23 protein-coding genes and 1 pseudogene are annotated in these 22,409 nt (G+C 34.3%); 21 read left to right on the top strand and 3 right to left on the bottom strand.

Features of this window, described 5'->3' with window-relative positions; all coding sequences use genetic code 11:
- Positions 1 to 55 precede the first annotated feature (55 nt).
- Both MHH69_RS17315 and corA read left to right on the top strand, forming a co-directional pair.
- Positions 56 to 832: an alpha/beta fold hydrolase gene (locus MHH69_RS17315; RefSeq protein WP_122973232.1), complete on the top strand. Its 777-nt coding sequence runs from the start codon at positions 56 to 58 to the stop codon at positions 830 to 832.
- A 41-nt stretch (positions 833 to 873) separates the two neighbouring features.
- A complete protein-coding gene (corA, locus tag MHH69_RS17310; RefSeq protein ID WP_341362844.1) occupies positions 874 to 1,836 on the top strand; it encodes a magnesium/cobalt transporter CorA in 963 nt (320 codons plus the stop codon).
- A gap of 17 nt (positions 1,837 to 1,853) precedes the next feature.
- Here corA and MHH69_RS17305 read toward each other — a convergent pair whose 3' ends face one another.
- Entirely contained in the window at positions 1,854 to 2,117 is a 264-nt protein-coding gene (locus MHH69_RS17305) for a YqhV family protein (protein WP_404817756.1), read from the bottom strand.
- Between the two features lie 200 nt (positions 2,118 to 2,317).
- Between MHH69_RS17305 and MHH69_RS17300 the strand changes: the two genes are divergently transcribed.
- A protein-coding gene (locus MHH69_RS17300) for an IS3 family transposase (RefSeq protein ID WP_341361552.1) occupies positions 2,318 to 3,648 on the top strand; the annotation gives its coding sequence in 2 pieces (ribosomal slippage) (positions 2,318 to 2,696 and positions 2,696 to 3,648; 1,332 coding nt in all).
- A gap of 85 nt (positions 3,649 to 3,733) precedes the next feature.
- On the opposite strand, the gene MHH69_RS17295 is transcribed toward MHH69_RS17300, so the two are convergent.
- Positions 3,734 to 3,958, bottom strand: a complete 225-nt coding sequence (locus MHH69_RS17295; protein WP_341362843.1) for a phosphate-starvation-inducible protein PsiE — start codon at positions 3,956 to 3,958, stop codon at positions 3,734 to 3,736.
- A 158-nt stretch (positions 3,959 to 4,116) separates the two neighbouring features.
- On the opposite strand from MHH69_RS17295, the gene MHH69_RS17290 reads away from it, so the two are divergent.
- Positions 4,117 to 4,617 carry a pyridoxamine 5'-phosphate oxidase family protein gene (locus tag MHH69_RS17290; RefSeq protein ID WP_341362842.1) on the top strand — a complete coding sequence of 167 codons (501 nt, stop codon included), beginning with the start codon at positions 4,117 to 4,119 and terminating at the stop codon, positions 4,615 to 4,617.
- A gap of 162 nt (positions 4,618 to 4,779) precedes the next feature.
- Positions 4,780 to 6,009, top strand: a complete 1,230-nt coding sequence (locus MHH69_RS17285) for an MDR family MFS transporter (protein ID WP_341362841.1) — start codon at positions 4,780 to 4,782, stop codon at positions 6,007 to 6,009.
- Between the two features lie 38 nt (positions 6,010 to 6,047).
- Here MHH69_RS17285 and MHH69_RS17280 read toward each other — a convergent pair whose 3' ends face one another.
- Positions 6,048 to 6,350, bottom strand: coding sequence for a YunC family protein (locus tag MHH69_RS17280; protein ID WP_341362840.1), 303 nt, complete (start codon positions 6,348 to 6,350; stop codon positions 6,048 to 6,050).
- 175 nt (positions 6,351 to 6,525) lie between these two features.
- Between MHH69_RS17280 and MHH69_RS17275 the strand changes: the two genes are divergently transcribed.
- The 16 genes and pseudogenes from MHH69_RS17275 to MHH69_RS17195 all read left to right on the top strand — a co-directional run bounded on the left by MHH69_RS17275 (position 6,526) and on the right by MHH69_RS17195 (position 22,392).
- Positions 6,526 to 6,678, top strand: a complete 153-nt coding sequence (locus MHH69_RS17275; protein ID WP_341362839.1) for a YpzG family protein — start codon at positions 6,526 to 6,528, stop codon at positions 6,676 to 6,678.
- Positions 6,679 to 7,196: 518 nt separating this feature from the next.
- Positions 7,197 to 7,898, top strand: a complete 702-nt coding sequence (locus tag MHH69_RS17270) for a polyphosphate polymerase domain-containing protein (protein WP_341362838.1) — start codon at positions 7,197 to 7,199, stop codon at positions 7,896 to 7,898.
- Between the two features lie 25 nt (positions 7,899 to 7,923).
- On the top strand, positions 7,924 to 8,607 hold the full coding sequence (locus MHH69_RS17265) for a DUF4956 domain-containing protein (RefSeq protein ID WP_341362837.1): 684 nt from the start codon (positions 7,924 to 7,926) through the stop codon (positions 8,605 to 8,607).
- A 75-nt stretch (positions 8,608 to 8,682) separates the two neighbouring features.
- Positions 8,683 to 11,001, top strand: coding sequence for a carbohydrate-binding domain-containing protein (locus MHH69_RS17260; RefSeq protein WP_341362836.1), 2,319 nt, complete (start codon positions 8,683 to 8,685; stop codon positions 10,999 to 11,001).
- Between the two features lie 241 nt (positions 11,002 to 11,242).
- Positions 11,243 to 11,803 carry a hypothetical protein gene (locus MHH69_RS17255; RefSeq protein WP_341362835.1) on the top strand — a complete coding sequence of 187 codons (561 nt, stop codon included), beginning with the start codon at positions 11,243 to 11,245 and terminating at the stop codon, positions 11,801 to 11,803.
- Positions 11,804 to 11,957: 154 nt separating this feature from the next.
- Positions 11,958 to 13,214: a cytochrome P450 gene (locus tag MHH69_RS17250; protein ID WP_341362834.1), complete on the top strand. Its 1,257-nt coding sequence runs from the start codon at positions 11,958 to 11,960 to the stop codon at positions 13,212 to 13,214.
- Positions 13,215 to 13,313: 99 nt separating this feature from the next.
- The gene (locus MHH69_RS17245; protein WP_341362833.1) at positions 13,314 to 13,742 is read left to right on the top strand and encodes a hypothetical protein; all 429 of its coding nucleotides are present in this window, start codon (positions 13,314 to 13,316) and stop codon (positions 13,740 to 13,742) included.
- Between the two features lie 73 nt (positions 13,743 to 13,815).
- Positions 13,816 to 14,292, top strand: a complete 477-nt coding sequence (locus tag MHH69_RS17240; protein WP_341362832.1) for a DinB family protein — start codon at positions 13,816 to 13,818, stop codon at positions 14,290 to 14,292.
- 30 nt (positions 14,293 to 14,322) lie between these two features.
- Complete coding sequence (locus MHH69_RS17235) at positions 14,323 to 14,985, top strand: type 1 glutamine amidotransferase (RefSeq protein WP_341362831.1); 663 nt, start codon at positions 14,323 to 14,325, stop codon at positions 14,983 to 14,985.
- 43 nt (positions 14,986 to 15,028) lie between these two features.
- On the top strand, positions 15,029 to 15,547 hold the full coding sequence (locus MHH69_RS17230) for a YfiT family bacillithiol transferase (RefSeq protein ID WP_341362830.1): 519 nt from the start codon (positions 15,029 to 15,031) through the stop codon (positions 15,545 to 15,547).
- A 67-nt stretch (positions 15,548 to 15,614) separates the two neighbouring features.
- A complete protein-coding gene (locus MHH69_RS17225; RefSeq protein WP_341362829.1) occupies positions 15,615 to 16,022 on the top strand; it encodes a VOC family protein in 408 nt (135 codons plus the stop codon).
- Between the two features lie 18 nt (positions 16,023 to 16,040).
- Positions 16,041 to 16,481: a VOC family protein gene (locus MHH69_RS17220; protein ID WP_341362828.1), complete on the top strand. Its 441-nt coding sequence runs from the start codon at positions 16,041 to 16,043 to the stop codon at positions 16,479 to 16,481.
- Between the two features lie 357 nt (positions 16,482 to 16,838).
- Positions 16,839 to 18,473: a ribosomal protection-like ABC-F family protein gene (abc-f, locus tag MHH69_RS17215; RefSeq protein WP_341362827.1), complete on the top strand. Its 1,635-nt coding sequence runs from the start codon at positions 16,839 to 16,841 to the stop codon at positions 18,471 to 18,473.
- A gap of 53 nt (positions 18,474 to 18,526) precedes the next feature.
- Positions 18,527 to 20,233: a spore germination protein gene (locus MHH69_RS17210; RefSeq protein WP_341362826.1), complete on the top strand. Its 1,707-nt coding sequence runs from the start codon at positions 18,527 to 18,529 to the stop codon at positions 20,231 to 20,233.
- Positions 20,223 to 21,322, top strand: a pseudogene (locus MHH69_RS19365) (GerAB/ArcD/ProY family transporter). The gene MHH69_RS17210 and the pseudogene MHH69_RS19365 overlap by 11 nt, the downstream one beginning before the upstream one ends.
- On the top strand, positions 21,319 to 22,392 hold the full coding sequence (locus tag MHH69_RS17195; RefSeq protein WP_341362824.1) for a Ger(x)C family spore germination protein: 1,074 nt from the start codon (positions 21,319 to 21,321) through the stop codon (positions 22,390 to 22,392). Before MHH69_RS19365 ends, MHH69_RS17195 begins: the two are co-directional and overlap by 4 nt.
- Positions 22,393 to 22,409 lie beyond the last annotated feature (17 nt).

The raw sequence follows: 22,409 nt of genomic DNA, 5'->3' as shown, positions 1-22,409 counted from the left end.
GCTTTAAAAGGGCTTGTTGCGTAAGTATTTTATGAAAAAGAGTGGGGTGCTGATTTTGCCGACATTAACTATTAATGAAATAAATATTCATTATGATACAAAAGGAGATGGAATCCCCATTATATTTATTCATCCACCCTTATTAACTAGTACTATTTTTAAATTTCAACTGGAGCATTTTTCGAAAAAGTATAAAGTGATTACTTTTGATATTCGTGGTCATGGAAAAAGTGATTATTCCGATGAGCCGATCACTTATCCACTTATTGTAGAAGATATCGTTGCCCTATTAGACGAATTGAATATTGAAAAAGCGTTTATTTGTGGTTATTCAACAGGAGGTTCTATCGTATTAGAATTTTTGTTACAACATCCGGAAAGAGCTTTTGGAGGAATAGTCATTAGTGGGATGTCTGAAGTGAAAGATCGTATCTTAAAACTTCGACTAGGTGCCGCTATTAATCTTTCCAACGATAAAACGATACCATTTCTTACCTATATGGTTACTAGGGGGAATGCGAATTCATCCCAAACTTTCAATAGTCTTCGAAAAGGAGCAAAAGAAGGTCATTCGATAAATATAAAGCAATATTACCTTTATAGTAGAAATTATAACTGTACGAAGTTTTTACAAGAGATTCAGCATCCTGTTTTATTAACGTACGGTGCAAAAAATAAAACATTTCACCAGTATGCACAATTACTTCATGAAAACTTGCCTCATAACGAACTAATTTTTATTGAGAATGCAAAACATCAAATTCCAACGAAAGAACCGAAGAAATTACATGATGCAATCCATCGGTTTATTCAATCTTATAAAAGGGAATAAAGCAATATAATCTAATGTTTGAATATGAAAGGGCATATGCGATGATCAATTTCATAGGAATAACAAATGATAATCATTTAGAGAAAAATATTTCGATTAATAACGCTGTTTTATCAGATTATAAATGGTTTTGGGTGGATTTTAGTGAACCAACCGATGAAGAAGTCAAACATCTTTCCGAAACGTTTCATTTTCATCCCCTTGCCATTGAAGACTGTGTACAGGAATTTCAACGACCAAAATTAGATTATTATAAAAATTATACGTTTTTCGTTACTCATCTTCTCCGAGAAGAAGATGAAGTGATTATGAAAGACCAATTGGACTTTTTTGTAGGGGAAAGTTGTATCGTAACTTTTCATAAAGTACCTTCCGATGAAGTGTTAATTGTTTGGAATCGTTTTTTAGCACAAGAGTCGTTAGTCGGTTGGGACCCGTACTATATTTTTTATGAAATATTAGATAAAATTGTCGATAATTATTTCCCCCTTATTTATAAAATTGAAGATGAATTAGAAAAGATGAATGATAGCATTAATAAAAAATCGATGAATAATTTGATGAATGAACTGTTTGAAACGAGAAATATGTTATTAAATTTATTACATTCAGTTAATCCGATGAGGGATTTATTGTATCGAATGTTAAATTCCCATCATTTAAATTTAAATCGAATTGGAGAAAGAAAAGAGTATTTCTCCGATATTTACGATCATTTATTAAAATTATCTGATATGGTGATGACAAATCGAGAAGTCACGGCAGATATAAGGGATAGTTATTTATCTTTAAACTCACATCAAACAAATAATGTGATGAAGTTATTAACGATTATTACGTCTATTTTTGCCCCTTTAACGTTCATCGCAGGTATTTATGGTATGAATTTCAGTTATATCCCTGAGTTGACTTGGAAATATGGGTACTTTTTTTCTTTAATATTAATGGCTTTAATCGGTTTATGTATGTTGCTTTGGTTTAGAAGTAAAGGTTGGTTTAAATAGATATTTTATTCGTTGAATTATTTCATTCGTAAGCTAAATAAAATGAGCAAAACACCAGCAAACAGACAAATCATTTTTTGGTAAGAGATTTTATCACCTATGCCTGCAATGCCTAGCCCGGTAGTAATGATAAGGATTGTAGGACCAACTAAGGCAAGCATGGAATTAATTGCGAGAGCTTTTTCGATATCATGGGACTTATACATGAATCCGGCGGCAGTCACTTCGATACTTCCTGATATTATTCGTAATAAAACCATATAGATTAGTGCTGATTCCACATAACCATCCTTTATTGTATGTTAAAAGAATGTATGCTTGTCCCCTAAAAAATATGTAAATAAAAAAAGTCGTCACTTTATGAACTGAACCCCGAATAGTGGACACTTTAAAAAAAGTGGACCTATTCGGGGTTTTTCTATTTTCTTCAATGAACTACCCCGTTATACTTAACATACTATTTATGAACGGGAGAATTTTTATGAGTAAGATAATTTTTAATGAACATCAACGTAGACTATTAGAAACAAACCAAAATGTTGCATCAGTATCAGATCGCGCCATCCAATATACAGCCGAATTTAAAATAAAAGCGGTTAAGGAAAATCAATTAGGAAAAGGACCAGCTCAGATCTTCAATGAAGCTGGGTTTGATTTAGAAATTATTGGTCTAAAGAAAGCTCAAAGTTCCCTTGCACGCTGGCGTAAAACCTATCAAACACTTGGAGAATCAGGATTTTTAGAGGAACGACGCGGAAAAGCAAGTTCTGGTCGGCCAAAGGCTGAACACTTGTCAGCTGAAAAGAAATTAGAAAAAGCAGAAGCGCGTATTCGATTATTAGAGGCGGAGCTTACGCTCCTAAAAAAGCTCGAAGAAATGGAAAGGCAGGCGAAGAAGAAACGAATCTAAAGCCAAGCGAGAAATATCAGGCAATTAATGAAACGATTCGTCTGTATCAATTAAAAAATATGACTCGTTATCTTTGTAAAATAGCGAATGTTAGTCCAAGTGGCTATTATAAATGGCTTCAGAACAATGGAAAGCAAGTACTACGTGATGAAGCAGACTATCAAGATTATTTATTATTGAAGGATATTTATGAAGCCTCGAATGGAAAAATAGGTTATCGTGGATTTTATATGACTTTAACAGAATTACTAGTAACCCCAATGAATCACAAGAAGATATTACGTTTAATGAGCAAATTCAATTTGTATTCAAAAGTGAGACGTGCCAATCCTTATCGTACATTAGCGAAGGCAACTGAAGTGCATCGCCAAGTACCTAATCATTTAAATCGCCAGTTTAAACAAGATGAGCCTGGTAAAGTATTCTTAACTGATATCACCTATCTACAATATGGAAGTGGACAAACTGCCTATTTATCATGTGTTAAAGATGTAGCTACAAGAGAGATTGTGGCATATGAATTATCTACGAGTCTAAAGATGGATATTGTCAGCCGTACATTAAAAAAGTTAGAAGAATTTATAAATGATAACCTACATCCAGAGGCGATGATACATTCCGATCAAGGCTTTCATTATACACACCCTGATTTCCAACAGCGTGTGAAAGAAATGGGTCTCCTTCAATCCATGTCACGACGAGGAAACTGTCTCGATAACGCACCGATGGAATCATTCTTCGGGCACTTTAAAGATGAAGTTGATTACAAAGAAGCTGAGAGCTTAAAAGATTTGAAATACATAGTAGAAAATTATATGGATTACTACAATACTGCAAGAAAACAATGGACATTAAAGAAGATGACTCCGGTAGCATACCGAAGCCATCTAATCGTCGCTTAAAATAGGTGGCGAACTCCCTTTTAATTAAACTGTCTACTTTATAGGGTTCAGTTCATTAAGTGTGCGACTTTTTTTATGAAGAAAATTAAAGTTTATTAATTACTCCGTGAAGAGTTTCTGTTAATTCATCATCATATTTTGCTAGTTCGATAAGGTTCGCTAGACGTTCACGTAAAATATGGCGCTCAATAACTAATTTCTCATCTAATACGTCAACTAATAATTCAATAATTAAATTGTTACGAATAGCTAAAGCTTCATCAACACGCTCTGGAGTAATTTTAGCATCTGTTTTTAATGATTTACCCATGATATTTCCCCCCTAGTATTTATCGTTTTGATTTTATCATAATATCGGCGATTTATAAATATTGTAGAAAATTAGTTGCTATAGGAAAAATTTTGACTATATAAAAGGAATTAAAAGATGTATTTAGAATATATATTAATAGAAAGGAGAGAGAAATCATGAGGGGAACAATTCATAATAAGAAAAGAGAAGTCACAGAAGACATGGCCTATCATTTTTTAAAACATGCGCAAGTGGCTCATGTGGCGACAGTAGGAGAAGATGGGTATCCATATGTGATTCCCTTTGTTTATGTTTATGAGGAAGGGAAAAATCTTTATTTACATATAGGAAACTTGCGAGAAAGCCATTTTTGGGAAAATGTAAAGGTGAATTCGAAAGTTAGCATTGAAGTATGTGAAATGGGGGAAATCGTTCCAGGGAAAAAATACGCCTGTCAGTCTGCTTTAGGATATACAAGTGTCGTTTTATTCGGAACGATTAAACATATTGAAGAAGAAGCAAAAAAAGAATGGTTTTATGACTGTTTATGGAAAAAATACGGGGATCCGGATTGGAATTTTGAAAAGGGAGGATACCCAGCATTGCCTAAAACAGAGTTATTTGAAGTAGAGATTGAAAAAATAACAGGGAAGTATAGTGAGGCATTGAGTCATTAACTTTTAAATCCGTAAATAATAAATGTCAGCCTATAAAAAACGGTATTGAAACTTCATTCAATGCCGTTTTTTAATATCGCTCTACCTTAAACAGAATTATCCAATTCATCTATCTTTTTCCTGAATAGTCTGCTATAAATGGAATAGATAGGGGGGCGCATCATGAAATGGAGAGATTATCCTCAAAATGTAAAGGTTAGATTATTCACTTCCTTCTTTATTCGAGTCCTTTCTTCTGCAGTCATCCCGTTTATGGCTTTATTTTTTGCCCAAGAAATGAGTAAGTTATGGGCGGGCGTCTTTTTAGTAATGACGGTTATTGTAGGATTTTTATCGAATTTAGTTGGCGGTTATGTATCAGATCGATTTCATCGAAAGAAAATATTAATTATAAGTTCGTTAATTAGTGCATGCATGTTAGTTCTTATGACGGTAAGTCTTTTACCTGAGAAAAGTATCATGGTCCTATTTGTTGTTGCTTTTATTTTATTTACGATTTCAAGTAGTATGGAATATCCGGCGATGGAGGCGCTTATTATTGATTCAACGACTCCTAAAAACCGAAAGGCAATTTATACAGCAGATTATTGGTTATCCAATTTATCGATGGCCATTGGTACAGCTATAGGTGGATTGCTTTATGTAAAACATCAAGTTGAATTATTTAGTATTTTAACCTTTGTAGCCATATGTATTACAATTGTTTACGGAATTTGGTTGGAAGATACGAAAAGAGAGTTACTTGAGCAGAAACATACGAATTTAATGATCGATGTCCTTCATAATTATAAAATCGCATTACAAGACCGACCGTTTGTAAAAGTAGTTATCGGTTCCATGTGTATTATCGCAGCGGAGTTATCGTTAAATAGTTACGTTGCGGTACGATTAGCTGAATCCTTTGAATCCCTATATATCGGCGGATTTGAAATTAGTGGAATTCGAATGCTCAGTATTCTTAATATAGAGAATATGTTGCTTGTAGTATTACTTACATTTTTTATTAGCCGTTTTACTGATCAATTTAGCAAGTCGAAAGTTATCGTGGTTGGGTTAGTCATTTACGCATTAGGGTATAGCATCATGATGTCAGCGAACGTTTGGTATGTACTAGTCTTATTTGCTTTTATTGCAACGATTGGTGAGTTAATTTATTCTCCTATTTTTAATACAGAACAAGCCAATATGATGCCGGCTGATAAGAGGGGATCTTATGCTGCTTTTGCTATAGTAGGTAATTCAGGTGCGGATTTAATTTCTCGCTCAAGTATCATTGTAGGAACATTTTTAATACCATCTATGATGTCCATATATATAGGAATTATTATGATGTTTGGTATTGTTTTAATTTACACCGGAATATATAGGCGAAAAACGGTCAAGTTATGGTAAAGCCCGAAAATTAATCGTTTCCGGGCTTTTCGAAATTATTAAATCATCATCAATAAGGCATCTTCGCCAATTGTTCCTTTTACGATTCCTAATTTTTCTGCTTCATACGTAACGGATTCTAGAGGTGCTTTTAATAATTCATCGATTGTTTTTACACCGACAGCACGACCTGCAATAATTTTACGATCGGCTAATTTACTATTTAGTAAGCCGACATCTAACGCGCCACACATAATATAACCGTTCTCGTTGGAAACGGTTAATAAAGTGGTTTTTGGTAAACGTACAGTAACAGCAGTAAACATGTGTCCGTTTAATTCAATTGGTTCAATCGAAACCATATTTATCGCCCCTTTCCTTTATAAAATATGGGAAAGGGAAAAAAGTGTTCGAATTTCTTTTCTAAGAATTATGTTTTAAAGGAATATAAAAAATTACGGATAGCATTAAAAAAGAAAAGCATACTAATAATGATTTCACATAGGAAATCTAACATGATGAACAGGGGTGTGACCGATGGATCGAAAGGGTTTATTAAATCCTAATTCTCAGAAGAATCACCGAAACTGGGAAAAGCCGAAGATTCAAAAATCTCAAATGAATGGTCAAACGGAGATTTCTCTCCATAACCAAATTTTGAGATCTGAAGCAAAAGCTAGACAGTTTTAGATCATCATGTAAGGTTTTGTGAAACGAAAAGCCCGGAGTAATCCGGGTTTTTTATTTTTTCGACATGTAAATATCAAAGCGTATAAATTAAATGATTCGAGCAATACTATAAATGATTTCACTAAACAATCCGACATGATTTACAGGAGGGATTTCCGTTATGATTAACGCAGAAGACAACTCAACGTCTAATAATCCGCCGAAACTCATTAAGGAAAAGCATATTTTCTCTATTTAGTTATTCACAACTGAATATAGAAATCACATGTTGCCTTAAGAAGTGATATCATGTGGATCAGTGAAATTAAGCCCGGAAATTAAGTTTTCCGGGTATTTTTTTGTTTTTTTGGAAATCCATAAATCTCTAATTGATGAAAATTAACATTCTTCATAAAAAATTTACTTTGACATATTGCCGACACATTCGGGTTTTAATATAGGAATTGTTAAAGGGAGTAGCAATGATTCAACAAATAAACAGGCTCCACTCAGTCGTTACTAAGGAAAGGAGAAAAAAAATGCCGTTTCAAACTTCATTTAATCCGAATGGTCGAAAAGAATTGAAACATGCCATTTCGAAAGCGGAGTATTATGTGTTGCGCCGTAAGCTTCAACATTTCTTAGAGCTGGATCCCAATGCTGGGCCAAATGGCAAATACCTTATTCGTTCCACTTACTTCGATAATTTTGATAACAAAGTGTTGAACGAGAAAAAGGAAGGCTACATAAATCGAGACAAATATCGCGTCCGTATTTATGGAAAAAGTTCCTCCGTCATTCATCTTGAACGAAAAAGTAAACGGAATAATTTAACGTTTAAATCAAAATGTAGATTAACTCAAAAGGAATTCGAACAAATACGTTTAGGTGAGATTGAATGGATGGAAACGGATGAACGGAAACTTTTACGGGATTTATTTTTCAACATGAAATACCACCAGTTAAAACCGATGGTAGTTGTTGATTATGAACGGGAAGCATGGATGTTTCCTTTTGGTAATGTCCGTATTACCTTTGATATGAAAGTTCAGTCAAGTATTCGTAATACGGATATGTTCAATAAACATTTGCCAATGGTAGATGTACTTGAGCCAAATTTAGTCATTTTAGAAGTGAAATATGACGATTATTTACCGGAAGTGGTTAAACATTTACTTCAAATTTCAGATACACAAGCTGAAAGTTATTCAAAATATCAATTAAGTCGAATGTATATTTAGTTTTTATGATTAGGAGGAAAAAACATTGGATACAACAAATTTTTCAGACATTTTTAAATCAAGTTTTATCGAAAAGACATCTTCATTTTCTTTAACCGATTCATTCATCGGTTTAGGGTTAGCTTTTTTAATAGGATTATTTATTTACTATATTTATAAGAAAACATTTAATGGCGTGATTTATTCTCATTCGTTCAATATTTCATTAATGATTATGACACTAGCTACAGCACTCGTTATTATGGGGATTAGTCAAAACGTATTGTTATCGTTAGGTATGGTAGGGGCATTATCCATCGTTCGTTTCCGAACACCTATTAAAGATCCAATGGATTTAATGTATTTATTCTGGTCTATAGTGGCAGGTATTTTATGTGGAGCAGGTTTCATTCCTTTAGTTGTTATTGGTTCAATTGTTATTGGGGCTGTTATTGTCCTATTTGCTAACAAAATTGTTGTGGAAAATCCTTATTTATTAGTCGTGAAATTAGAAGAAGATTTTGCGGGAGATGAAGTAGAAAAACTAATAAAATCAAAATCGAAAAAATTCGCCTTAAAATCGAAATCCATCATACAAGATTATGAAATTGAAGCGACGTATGAAGTACGTGTAAAAGAAAATGATGCAAAAATTGTTTCGGAAGTTTCCAATATTCCTGGGGTACGCTCCGCTGTTATGTTAAGCTACGATGGCAATTTCACAGCTTAAAGTAATTAATATAAACAAAAAGGAAGGGGGATCAGATAACGGAGATCCCCTTTTGTACAATAAAGGGATGATGATATGAAAATAAAATTCAAAGCACTCCTTCCCATTCTATTAGGTTCAGCCTTATTTATTAGTGGATGTAATGAATCTTCTACCACGAATGCCGCATCTTCCCAAGATGTAATCAGTGAATATGTTTCTTACGATAGTGAGGATGAGTACACGAGTTGGGAAGAGGAGGGTGTTACCTTCATCAACTTAAATGGCACATCAGCAGATTTTAGTGGTGACGGTGGCGTGATATTAGAAGAAAATCAAATACTTATTCGAACTACTGGTACTTATGTATTTGAAGGGACATTGGATGATGGACAAATTGTTGTTGATGCGGAAGATACAGGTACTGTCCGACTTGTTTTAAATGGTGTAACAATAAACTCTTCAACGAGTGCTCCCATTTATATTAAACAGGCGGATAAGGCAGTCATTTCATTAGAAGAATATACGGTAAATACATTAACGGATGCTAATGAGTACCGTTATGATGAACAAGAAACGGAACCTGATGCCGCCATCTTTAGTAATGATGATTTAACAATTAACGGGTTGGGTTCATTAACGGTGCAAGGAAATTATGAAGACGGTATAAAAAGTGATGATGACTTACTGTTTACAGGTGGACAAGTTCATGTCGTCTCTGCTGATGAAGGTATTGTAGGTAAAGATCTTTTAGCTGTTAAAGAAGCGAATATTACAGTCGAGTCGGTAGGTGATGGATTAAAAGCATCAAATACAGAAGATGAACAGAAGGGAAATATAGTTTTAGAAAGTGGCTCAGTAACAATCCAATCTGAAGGAGACGGCATTCAAGCTGAAAAAACAGTAGTCGTTGCAGATGGTAACTATGACATTGTAACGGGAGGTGGCAGTCCGGAAACGATTGAAAATACCGACGAATTTGGAATGGGTGGCGGTATGGAACGGCCAGGTCATATGGATGAACTTGATCTGTCGACGATGATTGATTCTATGCTAGAAGGTGTCGATATCTCAGACGATATTAAAGAGCAGTTAGAGAGCACGGAAAGCATGGAAGAATTACAAGCAATTTTGGAAGATTATCCAGAACTTCAGCAACAGCTTGAAATTTTCAGCATAGATGGACGTCAAAACATGGGGCAAGGGGGTCCGATGGCAGGTAGTGCAACGGGGGATAGTAATGATTCGACGGACGGTACCGAAACAATGCCTCAAATGCCAAATGGAGAAGAACGACCAGATGGCAGTGAAAGCTCTAGTGGACAACCTCCAGAAGAAGCACCTGAAATGAATAATGAACAGTCCACTGGGGAAGAAAGTTCAGAAAATCAAACAGTAGAAGATGAAGAAGCAATAACGGATGATACTACAGTTAGTACAAAGGGTGTAAAGGCTGGTACAGAAATAATCGTTGTAGGTGGTACTATCCAAGTTGATTCATTCGATGATGCTGTTCATAGTGATGGAAACGTAACGATTTCTGGGGGCCAATTGATTGCCAATAGTGGTGATGATGGAATCCATGCCAATACAGAGGCGGTCATCTCTGGAGGCGACATTACCATTGAAAAGAGCCTGGAAGGATTAGAAGGAAGAAATATTACAATTTCCGATGGTACAATTCACATCATTGCGGCAGATGATGGCGTAAACGTTAATAGTGAAGAAGTTGGGTTTGGGATGATGCACGGAAATGTAAATGGTGATACTGCAACAGGTGAAGCGACTGAATCCATTGAAACGACAACTGAAAATGAGGGGAATTTATTAATTGAAGGTGGTTATCTTTATGTTAATGCCGATGGGGACGGTTTAGATTCTAATAATACAATGGAAATGACTGGTGGAACAGTAATCGTTTATGGCCCAACCAATTCAGGTAACGGTTCATTAGACTATGCAAATTCCTTTAATGTCGAAGGTGGTATGTTAATAGCTGTTGGAAGTAGCGGGATGGCACAAGGTATTTCAGATAGTTCCTCGCAAAATGCTATTATGATGACGTTTGATGAAGTGCAAAAAGCTGGTACAACGATTTATGTTGGAGATAATGATGGGCAACAAATTATCGCGTTGGAACCAGAGAAAGAATACCAAACGGTTATTATTAGTTCTCCGGAATTAAAAACAGATGAATCCTATACAATCCGTTCTGGTGGTGCAATATCAGGTGAAAAAATAGATGGGTTATATGAAGAAGCTACTTATAAAGATGGTCTTATTTCGGTTGACTTCACCCTTTCGAAGGTTATGACCTATTTAAATGAATCTGGAATTACAGAAGCATCTAGCGGGTTGATGGGAGGATTTGATGGCGGTAATCCATTTGGAAATAATACAGGCGTCAATAATTAGAGAAAAATAGAAGTTGAAGTAGGCTGGCAGTTTTGTTAGCCTATTTTTTTATGAGGGTAGAAATATATTCCAATTTTTATTCATAATATGATATTTTCAGCATATATCCTAAAATAACCAAATATGAATAAGAAAATGTACTACGTCTTAAGTCTGATACTAAAATATTTCTACGGTCGGTTCACAAGATAGAAGGAATCAACTATTATAGTAATAATAAAACACATGAAGGGGTACATTAATGGAAAGGAAGAAAATTTACTTATTATTGACTGATACAGGAACAATGTTCACGAGAATGATTAAGCTTTATACAAAAAAGCCCTATAATCATGCATCCATTGTATTCGATGAAGACTTTAAAGAAGTATATAGTTTCGGACGTAAAAGACCTCGTAATCCTTTCATTGGTGGATTTGTAAATGAAGACGTAAGGCAAGGATTATTTAAAAATGCGAGATGTGCTATTTATAGTTTCGAAGCAACAGATGAGCAGGTTCAAAAAATGCGTCATTTTATTAAAAATATAGAAATGGAAAAACATTTATATAGATATAACCTTTTAGGATTAATTACTTTTATTATTAACAAACCATATGAAAGAAAGAGAGCTTACTTTTGTTCCGAGTTTGTTGCAAAAGCTTTAAATGAAGGAGAAATTATTCATTTCCATAAACCAATCTCCCTTGTTTCTCCCCATGATTTGCAATCAATAGAAAATTTACAATTAGAATTTGAAGGACAGCTACAACATTTACTTGCAAAGGATATGGTGAAAAATGCGTATCCGGCTATTTTTTAATATCCTTTATCATTCAACACCACAATTGTTTAAAAATGAAAACAGTTGATGGTGTTTTATTTTGTTTAAAAGACGTCTGAAAAGGAATAGAAGAAGTATAAACTATTTTTGTTAAGAAAGACTAATAATAGTGAAATTAAAAGAGGTGACAAAGTTGGAAAATCAAATGCCCCGAGAAGAAGGTATTGATCATAGTATTAGTTTATTAAAAGAAGGTTATCATTTTATATTAAACAGAAGTAGAAAGTTTCAATCGAACATTTTTGAGACACGAATTTTAGGTAAAAAAGCGATATGTATGATTGGAGAAGAAGCGGCAGCCGTTTTTTATGACCCAGCTAAATTTCAAAGACAAGGTGCTGCACCAAATCGAATCGTTCAAACTTTATTTGGGAAAAATAGTGTTCAAACATTAGATGATGATGAGCATAAACAAAGAAAAGAAATGATTATGTCTGTTATGACGCCGGAGCAGTTAAATGCATTGATGGAAATGACGAAGCTGCAATGGGAGCAATCTCTCGATAAATGGACTCAAATGGATCAGATTGTCTTTTATGAAGAAGTAAAAGAATTGCTATGTAAAGTGGCATTTAAGTGGATTGGCTATCCGTTACATGAAAACGATGTTAAGAAAATGACAAAAGAATTAGCGTCCATGTTCGAAACACCTGCTGCTATTGGACCTTCCCATTGGATAGGAAGAACATATCGGAATTTGGCAGAAAAGAAAATTCAAGAGCTAATACAAAACACGAGGGAACATAAAGTAAAATTTCCAGTCGATACAGTATTGCATCAATTTGCTTTTCATAAAGACAAGGACGGCCATTTACTGGACGTTGAGACAGTAACGGTGGAAGTGCTGAATATGTTAAGGCCAATTGTTGCCATTTCGATTTATATTAATTTCTCCCTTTTAGCACTTCATCAATTTCCTAAACAAAAGGAAAAATTAAAAGCCTTTAAAGATTATCCTAAAATGTTTGTGCAAGAAGTAAGAAGATATTATCCGTTCTTCCCTTTTGTAGCAGCAAAAGTGAAACAAGATTTCACATGGAAGGGTTATCAGTTTAAAGAAGGGACGTTAACCCTTTTAGATTTGTATGGTACAAATCATGATTCGAATCAGTGGGACAAACCAGAGGAATTTTACCCTGAACGATTTGCCCAGTGGAAAGGAAGTCCTTTTAGTTTTATACCTCAGGGTGGGGGAGATTACTACTTAGGACATCGTTGTGCAGGGGAACAAATTACGATTGAACTGATGAAAATTAGTTTAGACTTTTTAGTAAATCGAATGGAATATGAAATACCCGAACAAAATTTAAACTTTAATTTAGATGATATACCGAGTATTCCAGAGAGCAAAATAATCCTTGAAAAAATAGTAAGAAGTCGAAGTCACTAAGTGATTTCGGCTTTTTTATTTATGTAGGTTTGTATTTATTATTAGATAGTTGTTCGCTAAAATGAAATTTACATAACAGTTTTTTGAAGGAGTACCTATATGAATGAATTAGATTATAAAAAGGCATTGGAACTAGAACAATACAAAGAAATTAAAGCATCTAGAAGACATTATAGTAATTTAAGATTTGCCCTCTTTCCGGTTTACTTTGTCGTACAATTCGGATTAGTGCAGCTTGCTGTGAAAAAATCGTCGGATGCTCTTTTATTTGCAGAATATATTATGCCGATTTGTGGTTTATTAGTGACGTATGTCTTTTGGACAATTGAGACGAGAATTACAATATATTACAAAGATTTAGAACAAACGGGAGACTTTATTGAAGAGTATTTAGGATTTGATAATAAAGTGATGGTTAATTATAGTAAACAATCATTCCTTAGTAACACGAAATTATCTATCAAAGCCGTTTATACGATTTTCCTTTTGTACTGGATCGCTGTTCTCATAAAACAATTATTTTTTTAACGTATAAGAAGGACTTTCAACAATTCTCTCGAACATTAAATAAAAATAGTGAACGTTGTAGGAGCTGAAATTCTTGCATAAAAATAAAGAACAATTATTAATGCATTACGAAAATTCGATTGAGTGGGTAAAAACGTTGCTAAATTTATCAGAAACTCAATGGAGAACGCCTATTGCAAAAGATAAATGGACAATTGCAGAAATTATCGGGCACTTTCCAGCTTGGGATCAATTTGTATTAAAAAAACGTATTCCTTATTTTTTTACACATCAAGAATTACCAAAAGCTCCAGACGAAAATGAATTAAATGATCAATCATCTAAAGTGAGTAAAGAAAAATCAAAAGAGGAAATTATCGAAGACTTTATAGCTGAGAGAAGAAGGATGGTTATTGCTATCAATAATATTGAAGACGAATTGTGGGATCAGCAAATAAAAATTGGCGAAACGTCCTTAACGATCTCGGATTACTTACGTGGGTTTATTGAACATGATATACACCATTTTAAACAAATTGAAGAATTACTACTCGCTATAGATGGTAACTAAAAAGGAAACGTTGATAAGGGAGTTTTAAGATTGACTACATATATTATTCAACATGTCCCCTTTGAATCACCAGGAATTCTTGAGAAGATTCAAAACTACGAAATGATTAAGATGTTTGAATCATTTCAGTTTCCAAAACTAGAGGAAGTTGATTTATTAATCATTTTAGGTGGACCGATGGGGGTCTATGACGATATTGAATGGCTTCAAGAGGAAAAGCAGTTTATAAAAGCAGTCATACAACATAATCGAGCTGTCCTTGGAATTTGCTTGGGGGCTCAGTTAATTGCAGAAAGCATTGGTGGCAAAGTAATGCCAAATCCAAAGGGAAAAGAAGTTGGTTGGTGGCCTATTTACAAAAGACAAGATGTCGATGCCCTTAATTTTTTACCTGAGAAATTAGAAGTGCTTCATTGGCATGGAGATACATTTACACTTCCGGAAGAGGCAACGACTTTTTATTCAACGGAACTATGTAAAAACCAAGCATTTCTATATAAAAATAATGTTGTTGGTTTGCAATTTCACTTTGAAACAACAAAGGGTAGCTTAAAAACAATGGTGGAAGCAGATGCCTCTTATATTTCAGGAAAAGGTATGATACAGAGTAAAGAGGCGATTTTAGCTAAAACTCCTCCAGAAGAAAATGCAGATATTCTATTACAACTTATTCAGTTTATAAAAGGTAATTAATAATAAATTTCAAATTTCAAATAGAAATTGGAGGCAAGGGTTAATGGAAGAGCGATATCCGATTGGGAAATTTAGAAGTGTTGGTGGGATTACAAAGGATCAAATAAAGGAATGGATTGCAGATATTTCTTCTTACCCAACAAGGTTAAAAGATGTAGTTGCATCATTAAATGAAGAAGAACAGCAATTTACGTATCGCCATGGCTCATGGACAGTGAAACAACTTGTACACCATATAGCAGATGCCCAAGTAAACGTTTATACACGCATCAAATTAGCATTAACAGAAGATCATCCAACGATTAAACCTTTTGAAGAAAATGGATGGGCACTGTTACCGGATGTGGATCTTCCGCTATCCCAATCTTTGCAACTTATTGAAGGGTTACATAGTCGATTAGCTTATTTATTGGAACATTTAACTGACGAACAATTAAAAAGAACGTATCAGCACCCTGAAACAGGTGATCAAACAGTGGAAGGGACATTGGAATTTTGTGTATGGCATGTCAATCATCATCTTGCCCATATTCAAAATGCGTTAGCAACGAAGAATAATTAACATAAACGACCTCGTTTTGAATGCTTTCTAAAGTACAAAATGAGGTTTGTTTTTTAGGAGGGGAAAGATGTTAACAGGATTGATAAGAGTTGGGACGATTTACATTCCAGTAAAGGAAGTAGAAGTTTCTGCAAAGTGGTATGAAGAAAAAATCGATGCGGTTATATCATATATTGATACAGATAAAGCGATTGTTAACTTTGCTAATCAAAGCTTCTTTTTAGTGAAATCTAAAAATACAAATGCAAACTTCATTGATTTTGCTGGGAATGAACAGTTTTCTGTTACTTTTGAAGTAGACGGATTACAAGCCCTTCTTAGTCTACATAGCGAATTTAAAAACAAAAATATCCAGGTTGGGGACATTGAAGACCGGGGTCATGTAGGAAAGAACTTTGTTTTTACTGATATAGATGGCAACAAGTTTGATGTATGGAGTGAATTAAGCCCCCAATTTAAAGAGAAATTTTTATAAAGAAAATAGGAGGAATATATGAATCGTTTAAATTTAGTTACATTAGGTGTAAAGGATATGAAAGAGTCTCTTCGTTTTTATCGTGATGGTTTAGGCTTTGATGTTAAAGTATATGGAGATGAATCGAATCCCGAAGTTATTTTCTTTAATAACAATGGGACAAAAATTTCATTATTCCCTATTGAAAATTTAGCGAAAGATATAAATGAAGAAAATCCTCCCACTATTGGACATGGATTCGGTGGAATTACTTTAGCTTATAATGGTAAATCTAAGACTGAAGTCGATGAAGTCTTTCAATTAGCTGAAAAAGCAGGGGCGAAAATTGTTAAAAAACCGGAAACAGTTTTTTGGGGTGGTTATAGTGGCTATTTCCAAGATCCAAACGACTATTACTGGGAAGTAGCGTACGGGGAAATGTGGAAGTTTGATTCCAATGACATGTTGATAGTTGAGTGAATTTGCGATGGAATTCATGAAATGACTCCATTTATGATATAATAATTTAAATTGAAAAGAAGGGAAGATGGGTGGACGATGATTTTATAATCTTATTTTTATTTTTGAAGTACTTTTATATTTCAAGAAATTAAAATAGGATTAGTCTGCCCATTTTTCTAACATACGTGTAGTAGCTATTGATTACCAATAGTTTATTTAATCATGTGAAAATGCGACTAATCCTTCCAAAAATATTTGGGAGGATTTTTTTCTTTAAAGATTTGGCTATTATCATGGAATCGATTCCAAATATAGAGTTTGAGATCGTTACCCTTGGCCAGATAGAGTCCTCCCTTCAAGAAGGGATGAGTTTTGATGCAAGAAATTTTAAAATTACAAAATATCCAGTATGAAATTATGGAAAACGTTATTTTTGAAAGTGTAAGTTCTACGGTACATCAAGGAGATATTATAGGAATCATCGGGAAGAATGGGGTAGGGAAATCTACTCTACTCCAAATTATATCAGGTAACATAACACCAAGTAGTGGTGAGGTTTACCAATTACAAAATTTAACGATCGAATCGGTGGAACAAGAAACGGCATGTTTTACATCAAAAATGTTAGAGAAAGAAGAAGCGCTTTTACTATCAAAATGGAATGTACCTTCTAATGACTACAATCAATTAAGCGGAGGGGAAAGGTTAAAGGTAAGACTTGCAAAGGGCTTTTCAAAAAATGCCCAATTATTATTATTAGATGAACCAACTAATCATTTAGATGAAGAAAGTACTCAACTTCTCATTGAACAGATAAAGCAATTTAAAGGAACGATTATTTTAGTTTCTCACGATCGTTATTTTTTAGATAAAGTGGCAACGAAAATATGGTCTATAGAGGATAGACAGTTATTAGAACATAAAGGAAACTATACAAGTTTTATGAAAGCTCGGGAAAAACGGAGAGTTTCCCAACAACGGGAATATGAAAAGCAGCAACAAATGATTCAAAAAATTGAAAGTCAATTAAATGAACTATCGGCTTGGTCACAAAAAGCCCATGCCCAATCAACAAAACAAGAAGGCTTTAAAGAGTACCACCGAGTTAAAGCAAAGCGAACAGATGCTCAAGTTAAGTCAAAACGTAAAAGGCTTGAAAAAGAATTGGAAAAGTCCAAGGTAGAAAAAGTAAAACCTGAATATGAAGTGAAGTTTTCTTTAAAGTCGAAGGGCAAAAATGGGAAACGTTTTTTAGAAGTAAAGCATTTAACAAAGAAATTTAATGATAGAACTTTATTTAAAAATGTTCATTTTACAATGCTACATGGGGAAAAAATTGCATTAATAGGCCCTAATGGTAGTGGTAAAACAACTTTATTAAAAATAATTATGGGCGAGGAACAAGTTGAAGGAGACATCTGGATTTCTCCTTCTGCAAACATCGGCTACTTAACTCAGGAAGTATTCGATTTACCTTTAGACAAAACACCGGAACAATTATTCTACCAAGAATCTTTTGAAGAACGAGGAAAAGTACAAAATTTAATGAAACATTTAGGATTCACGACAGCGGCGTGGAAAGAGCCAATCCAACATATGAGTATGGGGGAACGGGTTAAATGTAAATTAATGAAATATATATTAGAGGATAAAGATGTTCTAATTTTAGATGAACCGACCAATCATTTAGACCTTCCATCCCGGGAACAGCTAGAAGACACTTTGCAAAAGTATGATGGAACGCTTTTAATTGTTTCCCACGATCGTTATTTCCTTGAAAAGACTACTAATTATCAATTAGTCATTAGGGATGGTGGAATCTTTAAAGAGACGAAGGAGTTGCCGAGGGAGCAAGATTCAACTAATGAATTGCTGTTGAAATTGGAGACGGAACGGCAAGAAGTACTTGGGAAGCTTAGCTTTTTAACGTCAAAAGATAGTGAATATGCTGAACTCGATTCTAAATTTAATGCACTAACGAAACAGATTAATCAATTAAAAAAGAACTAACTCATAAAGTCCTAAACGAAACAAACATTCGTTTAGGATTTTTTTATGTTGAAATGAAAAAAGAAATTTTATGTATGGAAATTATTACACATCACATACTATCTATGTATGTTTTCTTAAATTTGAAGCAAGCAGGTGATAATATGTCACCGTTCTTTAGAAAAAGGACGAAAAAAAAGAAACAAGAAAGTATTCCAACAATACCTGATAGTGAAATGATAAAAAGTAATCAAGATAAATTCATTAGTGCAAATCTTGAAGAAAATATGAGCAAAATAAATGCCATTTTTCAAAATGATATGGACTTTTCCAATCGAAGATTTAAGTTGTTTGGAACCATACCTGCTTCCCTTATTTGTTTAAAGTCACTAGTGAGCAACGAAATAATCGATAGAGATATTATAAAACCATTACAAGAATTAAGTTTGCCAAAGGGTTCTGATAATGTGGGAACCGATTTTATATTAGAACAAGTTTTATACTACTCTGATACAAAGATAATAGAAAATTATTCTAAACTACTTCAATCTTTAACTCTTGGAAAAACTATCGTTTTTATAGAAGGAATTAGTAAAGCGTTAGAATTCGATGCTGTACAAATAGATAAACGATCAATTGAACAGCCTGAAACCGAGAGGGTCGTCATCGGACCGCGGGATGGATTTATTGAGCAGATTATTACAAATATTGGACTAATAAGATATCGTCTTCCTGTTCCAGAATTCCGAATTGAACAGACAGAAGTTGGAACAAGATCCCATACAAAAGTCGCTATTTGTTATTTAGATGATATTGCAAATCCGACACTTGTCCAGGAAGTGAAAAATAGGATAGATGCGGTTGAAATAGATAGTATTTTAGATGCCGGTTATTTAGAGCAGTTTATTCAAGATAATCCTTGGTCTCCTTTTCCGCAAGTCCTTAATACGGAACGACCTGATAAAACTATTGCGAACATTTTGGAAGGAAGAGTTGCTATCTTAGTGGATGGGAGTCCCTTTGCGTTAATTGTACCTGCAACTTTTCATCAATTTTATCAAACAAATGAAGATTATAATGTGCGATGGCTTATTTCCTCTTTCATTAGAATCATTCGTTTTATAGCACTTGTTTTTTCTTTAACCTTTTCTTCTTTCTATGTAACTGCTTTATCCTTTCACCCTGAATTAATACCGGCAAGCTTTGTAGTAGCTGCTTCAAGCGGTAGACAAGGAGTACCTTTCCCTGTTTTTGTAGAAGTATTAATAATGGAAATTGCAATGGAAATACTCCGAGAAGCAAGTGTACGAATGCCGCAACAAATCGGTGGTGCCCTATCAATCGTTGGAGTGTTAGTTGTAGGACAAGCTGCTGTTCAAGCAGGGTTTGTTAGTCCTATTACAGTTTTTATAATCGCGTTATCGACCATTGGTTCCTTTGCAACACCGTCTTACAATGCAGCTAATGCCTTTCGTATGTTAAGATTTTGCCTTGTTATATTAGCTGGCATTTTTGGATTATTAGGATTAGCAATAGGAATTATTATTGTTCTTAATCATATGGTTAGCTTACGCTCCTATGGTGTTCCGTATATGGCACCAATTGCACCAGTAAACTTAAAGGCATTAAAGGATGCGATTATTCGAGCACCATTAGATTGGTTAAAGGAACGACCTAAAACTTTGAATCCTCAAAATACAAAAAGGGTTGGAAAAAGAGTGAAAGAAAAGGCTGAAAACAACTTTGTGGAAGAGGGTAGAGGAGGAGAAGATGAAACATAGTGACTCAATAACCTCTGTACAATTGGTTATTATTATTATAGGGACAGTTCTTGGTATAACGATACTGCCCATTCCTAGATTTATTATAGAAGGATCGAATACTGCTGCTCCACTAGTAACTTTAATTGGAATAGCAATCTGTATGATAGGAATTCTCGCCATTGCTGCATTAGGGAAAAAGTTTTCTAAAAGCACGTTAATTGGTTATTCACAAAAAATTATCGGTAAACATTTAGGAAATTTTTTCAATATGATTGTTATTCTTTTTTTTATTATATTAATGGGTCTTGAAACTTGACAGTTTGCGGAAGTATTAAAGGGAGGGCTTTTACCAGATACCCCAATTCAAATATCTATACTGCTAATTATTTTCATTTGTATAGCCATTCGTTTTAATAACGTATCAACATTTGCATATATACACTTTTTCTATCTTCCGTTTATCATCGTAGCTATTCTACTCGTAATAATCCCTTCTATTGGAGATGTGGAAGTATACCGTTTACTACCTATATTAGGTCATGACTTGAATTTTCAGGATTATTTAGGAAGTGCTCGTTTTGCCATACAAGCGCTCGCCAATTTCCTCGTTATTTCAATGGTTATTCCTTACATGAAAAATCCGAATAAAAGTATGAAAAGTAGTTTTTGGGGTTTACTTATTGGAGGTTTTTTTTATGGGGAATTGTTACGATGTCATTAGCAGTTTTTGGAGATAAAGAAGCGGCAAACGTTTTTTGGCCGACATTAATTTTAGCTAGGATGGTGCAAGTTCCAGGGGATGTCCTTGCAAGGATAGATGCTATTTTTATTATTGCATGGATTTTTGCAGTATTTACAACGCTTCTTTCTTATTATTTCCTGTTCGTTAGAGGGGTTGCTGAAATATTCGGTACGAAAAAATACAGACTTATTTCTTATATAGGATCACCCTTAGTATTTGTTATCGCCATCATACCTGAAGATATTTATGTATTATATGACTACATTGTAATGATTACTTTTTTTGTATCCTTTAGCACAATTGTATACCCTATCCTTTTGTTACTTATAGCAAAACTCCGGAAAATTAAAGGAGATGCGACATGAATAAGAAACTGTTGATTATTTTAATTTTGTTATTTTCTCCAATTTTAACAGCATGCTGGGATCGATATGAACTGGAAGAGCGGGCCAATATTTTAGGATTGTCTATCGATATAGCAGAACGAGAAAGTGATACGCCCGAGTTATCTTATTCAGAAGATAAATTTCCTGGTGGAGAGCAAAATGCACTTTATCGAGTTACGGCCCAATTGGCAGTACCGGGGAAAATTAAACTTGGTCCTGAAGGTGTAGGAGGGGATGGCTCGGGGCAAACGGCATGGGTACTTGAAACGGTAGGTCATACGTTAGATGATGCCATGTCAAATTTACAGCAACAATTAGCTGAAAAATTATATCTTGGTCATTTGCAAATTGTTATTGTGAACGATGAAGTGGCAAGAGAGGGAATGGATATTATAAATGATTTTTTAAAGAGGAATTACGAAGTAAGAAGAACAGCTTGGATGGTGATTAGTGAAGATGTAGCCTCAGATGTACTAGAGGCTGCTCCTCCTATTGAAACGGTTCCTGCTTTATATTTATCTGAAACATTAGAAAATGCAGCACGTTTAGGTCAGTTGCCAACGGAATATTTAGGTAAATTTTGGGTAGATTTAGAAGAAGAAGGTGTGGATGCTAAATTACCTTTAGTTAAAGTCCTTGAGAAGGAAAGAATATTAATTAACGGACTTGCTTTTTTTAATGGAGAGAAAATGGTTGGTACGATGACCCCAATTGAAATTGGTGCGTATTTAGCTATGAGGGAGAAAAATCCTGGGGGTTATCCGATTGCAGTATCTTCTAAAGACGGGGAAGTATACTTAGTAGAATCACTAAAAAGGGACTCGAAAATTAAAGTCAATGTAAAAAATGGACAACCAAAAGCTTTCATTGATGTTGAAATTGATTCGAGTATAGATGAAGAAATAGGTGCGAATGATTTAAGTAAACAAAAAGTTGATGAACTTGAACAGGAAGCTTCCCGAGTTGCTGGAGAAAGGTTTGAAGAAACATTGAAGAAGTGGCAGGAAAAGGAATCGGATATTCTAGGTGGTACTGACCATCATTTTTGAGACAATAAGAAAACACC

Origin of the sequence: Ureibacillus sp. FSL E2-3493, assembly GCF_038077515.1 — a bacterium.
Taxonomy (GTDB): domain Bacteria; phylum Bacillota; class Bacilli; order Bacillales_A; family Planococcaceae; genus Ureibacillus; species Ureibacillus halotolerans.
Note: the sequence above shows the minus strand (reverse complement) of the source record. Positions and strands in the feature narration are given on the sequence as shown.

What these genes read in the sequence shown, in the direction of transcription:
- corA (WP_341362844.1), top strand. Translation starts at nt 874, where the DNA reads ATGATCAATTTCATAGGAATAACAAATGATAATCATTTAGAGAAAAAT.
- MHH69_RS17295 (WP_341362843.1), bottom strand. Translation starts at nt 3,958, where the DNA reads ATGGGTAAATCATTAAAAACAGATGCTAAAATTACTCCAGAGCGTGTT.
- MHH69_RS17290 (WP_341362842.1), top strand. Translation starts at nt 4,117, where the DNA reads ATGAGGGGAACAATTCATAATAAGAAAAGAGAAGTCACAGAAGACATG.
- MHH69_RS17285 (WP_341362841.1), top strand. Translation starts at nt 4,780, where the DNA reads ATGAAATGGAGAGATTATCCTCAAAATGTAAAGGTTAGATTATTCACT.
- MHH69_RS17280 (WP_341362840.1), bottom strand. Translation starts at nt 6,350, where the DNA reads ATGGTTTCGATTGAACCAATTGAATTAAACGGACACATGTTTACTGCT.
- MHH69_RS17275 (WP_341362839.1), top strand. Translation starts at nt 6,526, where the DNA reads ATGGATCGAAAGGGTTTATTAAATCCTAATTCTCAGAAGAATCACCGA.
- MHH69_RS17270 (WP_341362838.1), top strand. Translation starts at nt 7,197, where the DNA reads ATGCCGTTTCAAACTTCATTTAATCCGAATGGTCGAAAAGAATTGAAA.
- MHH69_RS17260 (WP_341362836.1), top strand. Translation starts at nt 8,683, where the DNA reads ATGAAAATAAAATTCAAAGCACTCCTTCCCATTCTATTAGGTTCAGCC.
- MHH69_RS17255 (WP_341362835.1), top strand. Translation starts at nt 11,243, where the DNA reads ATGGAAAGGAAGAAAATTTACTTATTATTGACTGATACAGGAACAATG.
- MHH69_RS17245 (WP_341362833.1), top strand. Translation starts at nt 13,314, where the DNA reads ATGAATGAATTAGATTATAAAAAGGCATTGGAACTAGAACAATACAAA.
- MHH69_RS17230 (WP_341362830.1), top strand. Translation starts at nt 15,029, where the DNA reads ATGGAAGAGCGATATCCGATTGGGAAATTTAGAAGTGTTGGTGGGATT.
- MHH69_RS17225 (WP_341362829.1), top strand. Translation starts at nt 15,615, where the DNA reads ATGTTAACAGGATTGATAAGAGTTGGGACGATTTACATTCCAGTAAAG.
- MHH69_RS17220 (WP_341362828.1), top strand. Translation starts at nt 16,041, where the DNA reads ATGAATCGTTTAAATTTAGTTACATTAGGTGTAAAGGATATGAAAGAG.
- abc-f (WP_341362827.1), top strand. Translation starts at nt 16,839, where the DNA reads ATGCAAGAAATTTTAAAATTACAAAATATCCAGTATGAAATTATGGAA.
- MHH69_RS17210 (WP_341362826.1), top strand. Translation starts at nt 18,527, where the DNA reads ATGAAAAAAGAAATTTTATGTATGGAAATTATTACACATCACATACTA.
- MHH69_RS17195 (WP_341362824.1), top strand. Translation starts at nt 21,319, where the DNA reads ATGAATAAGAAACTGTTGATTATTTTAATTTTGTTATTTTCTCCAATT.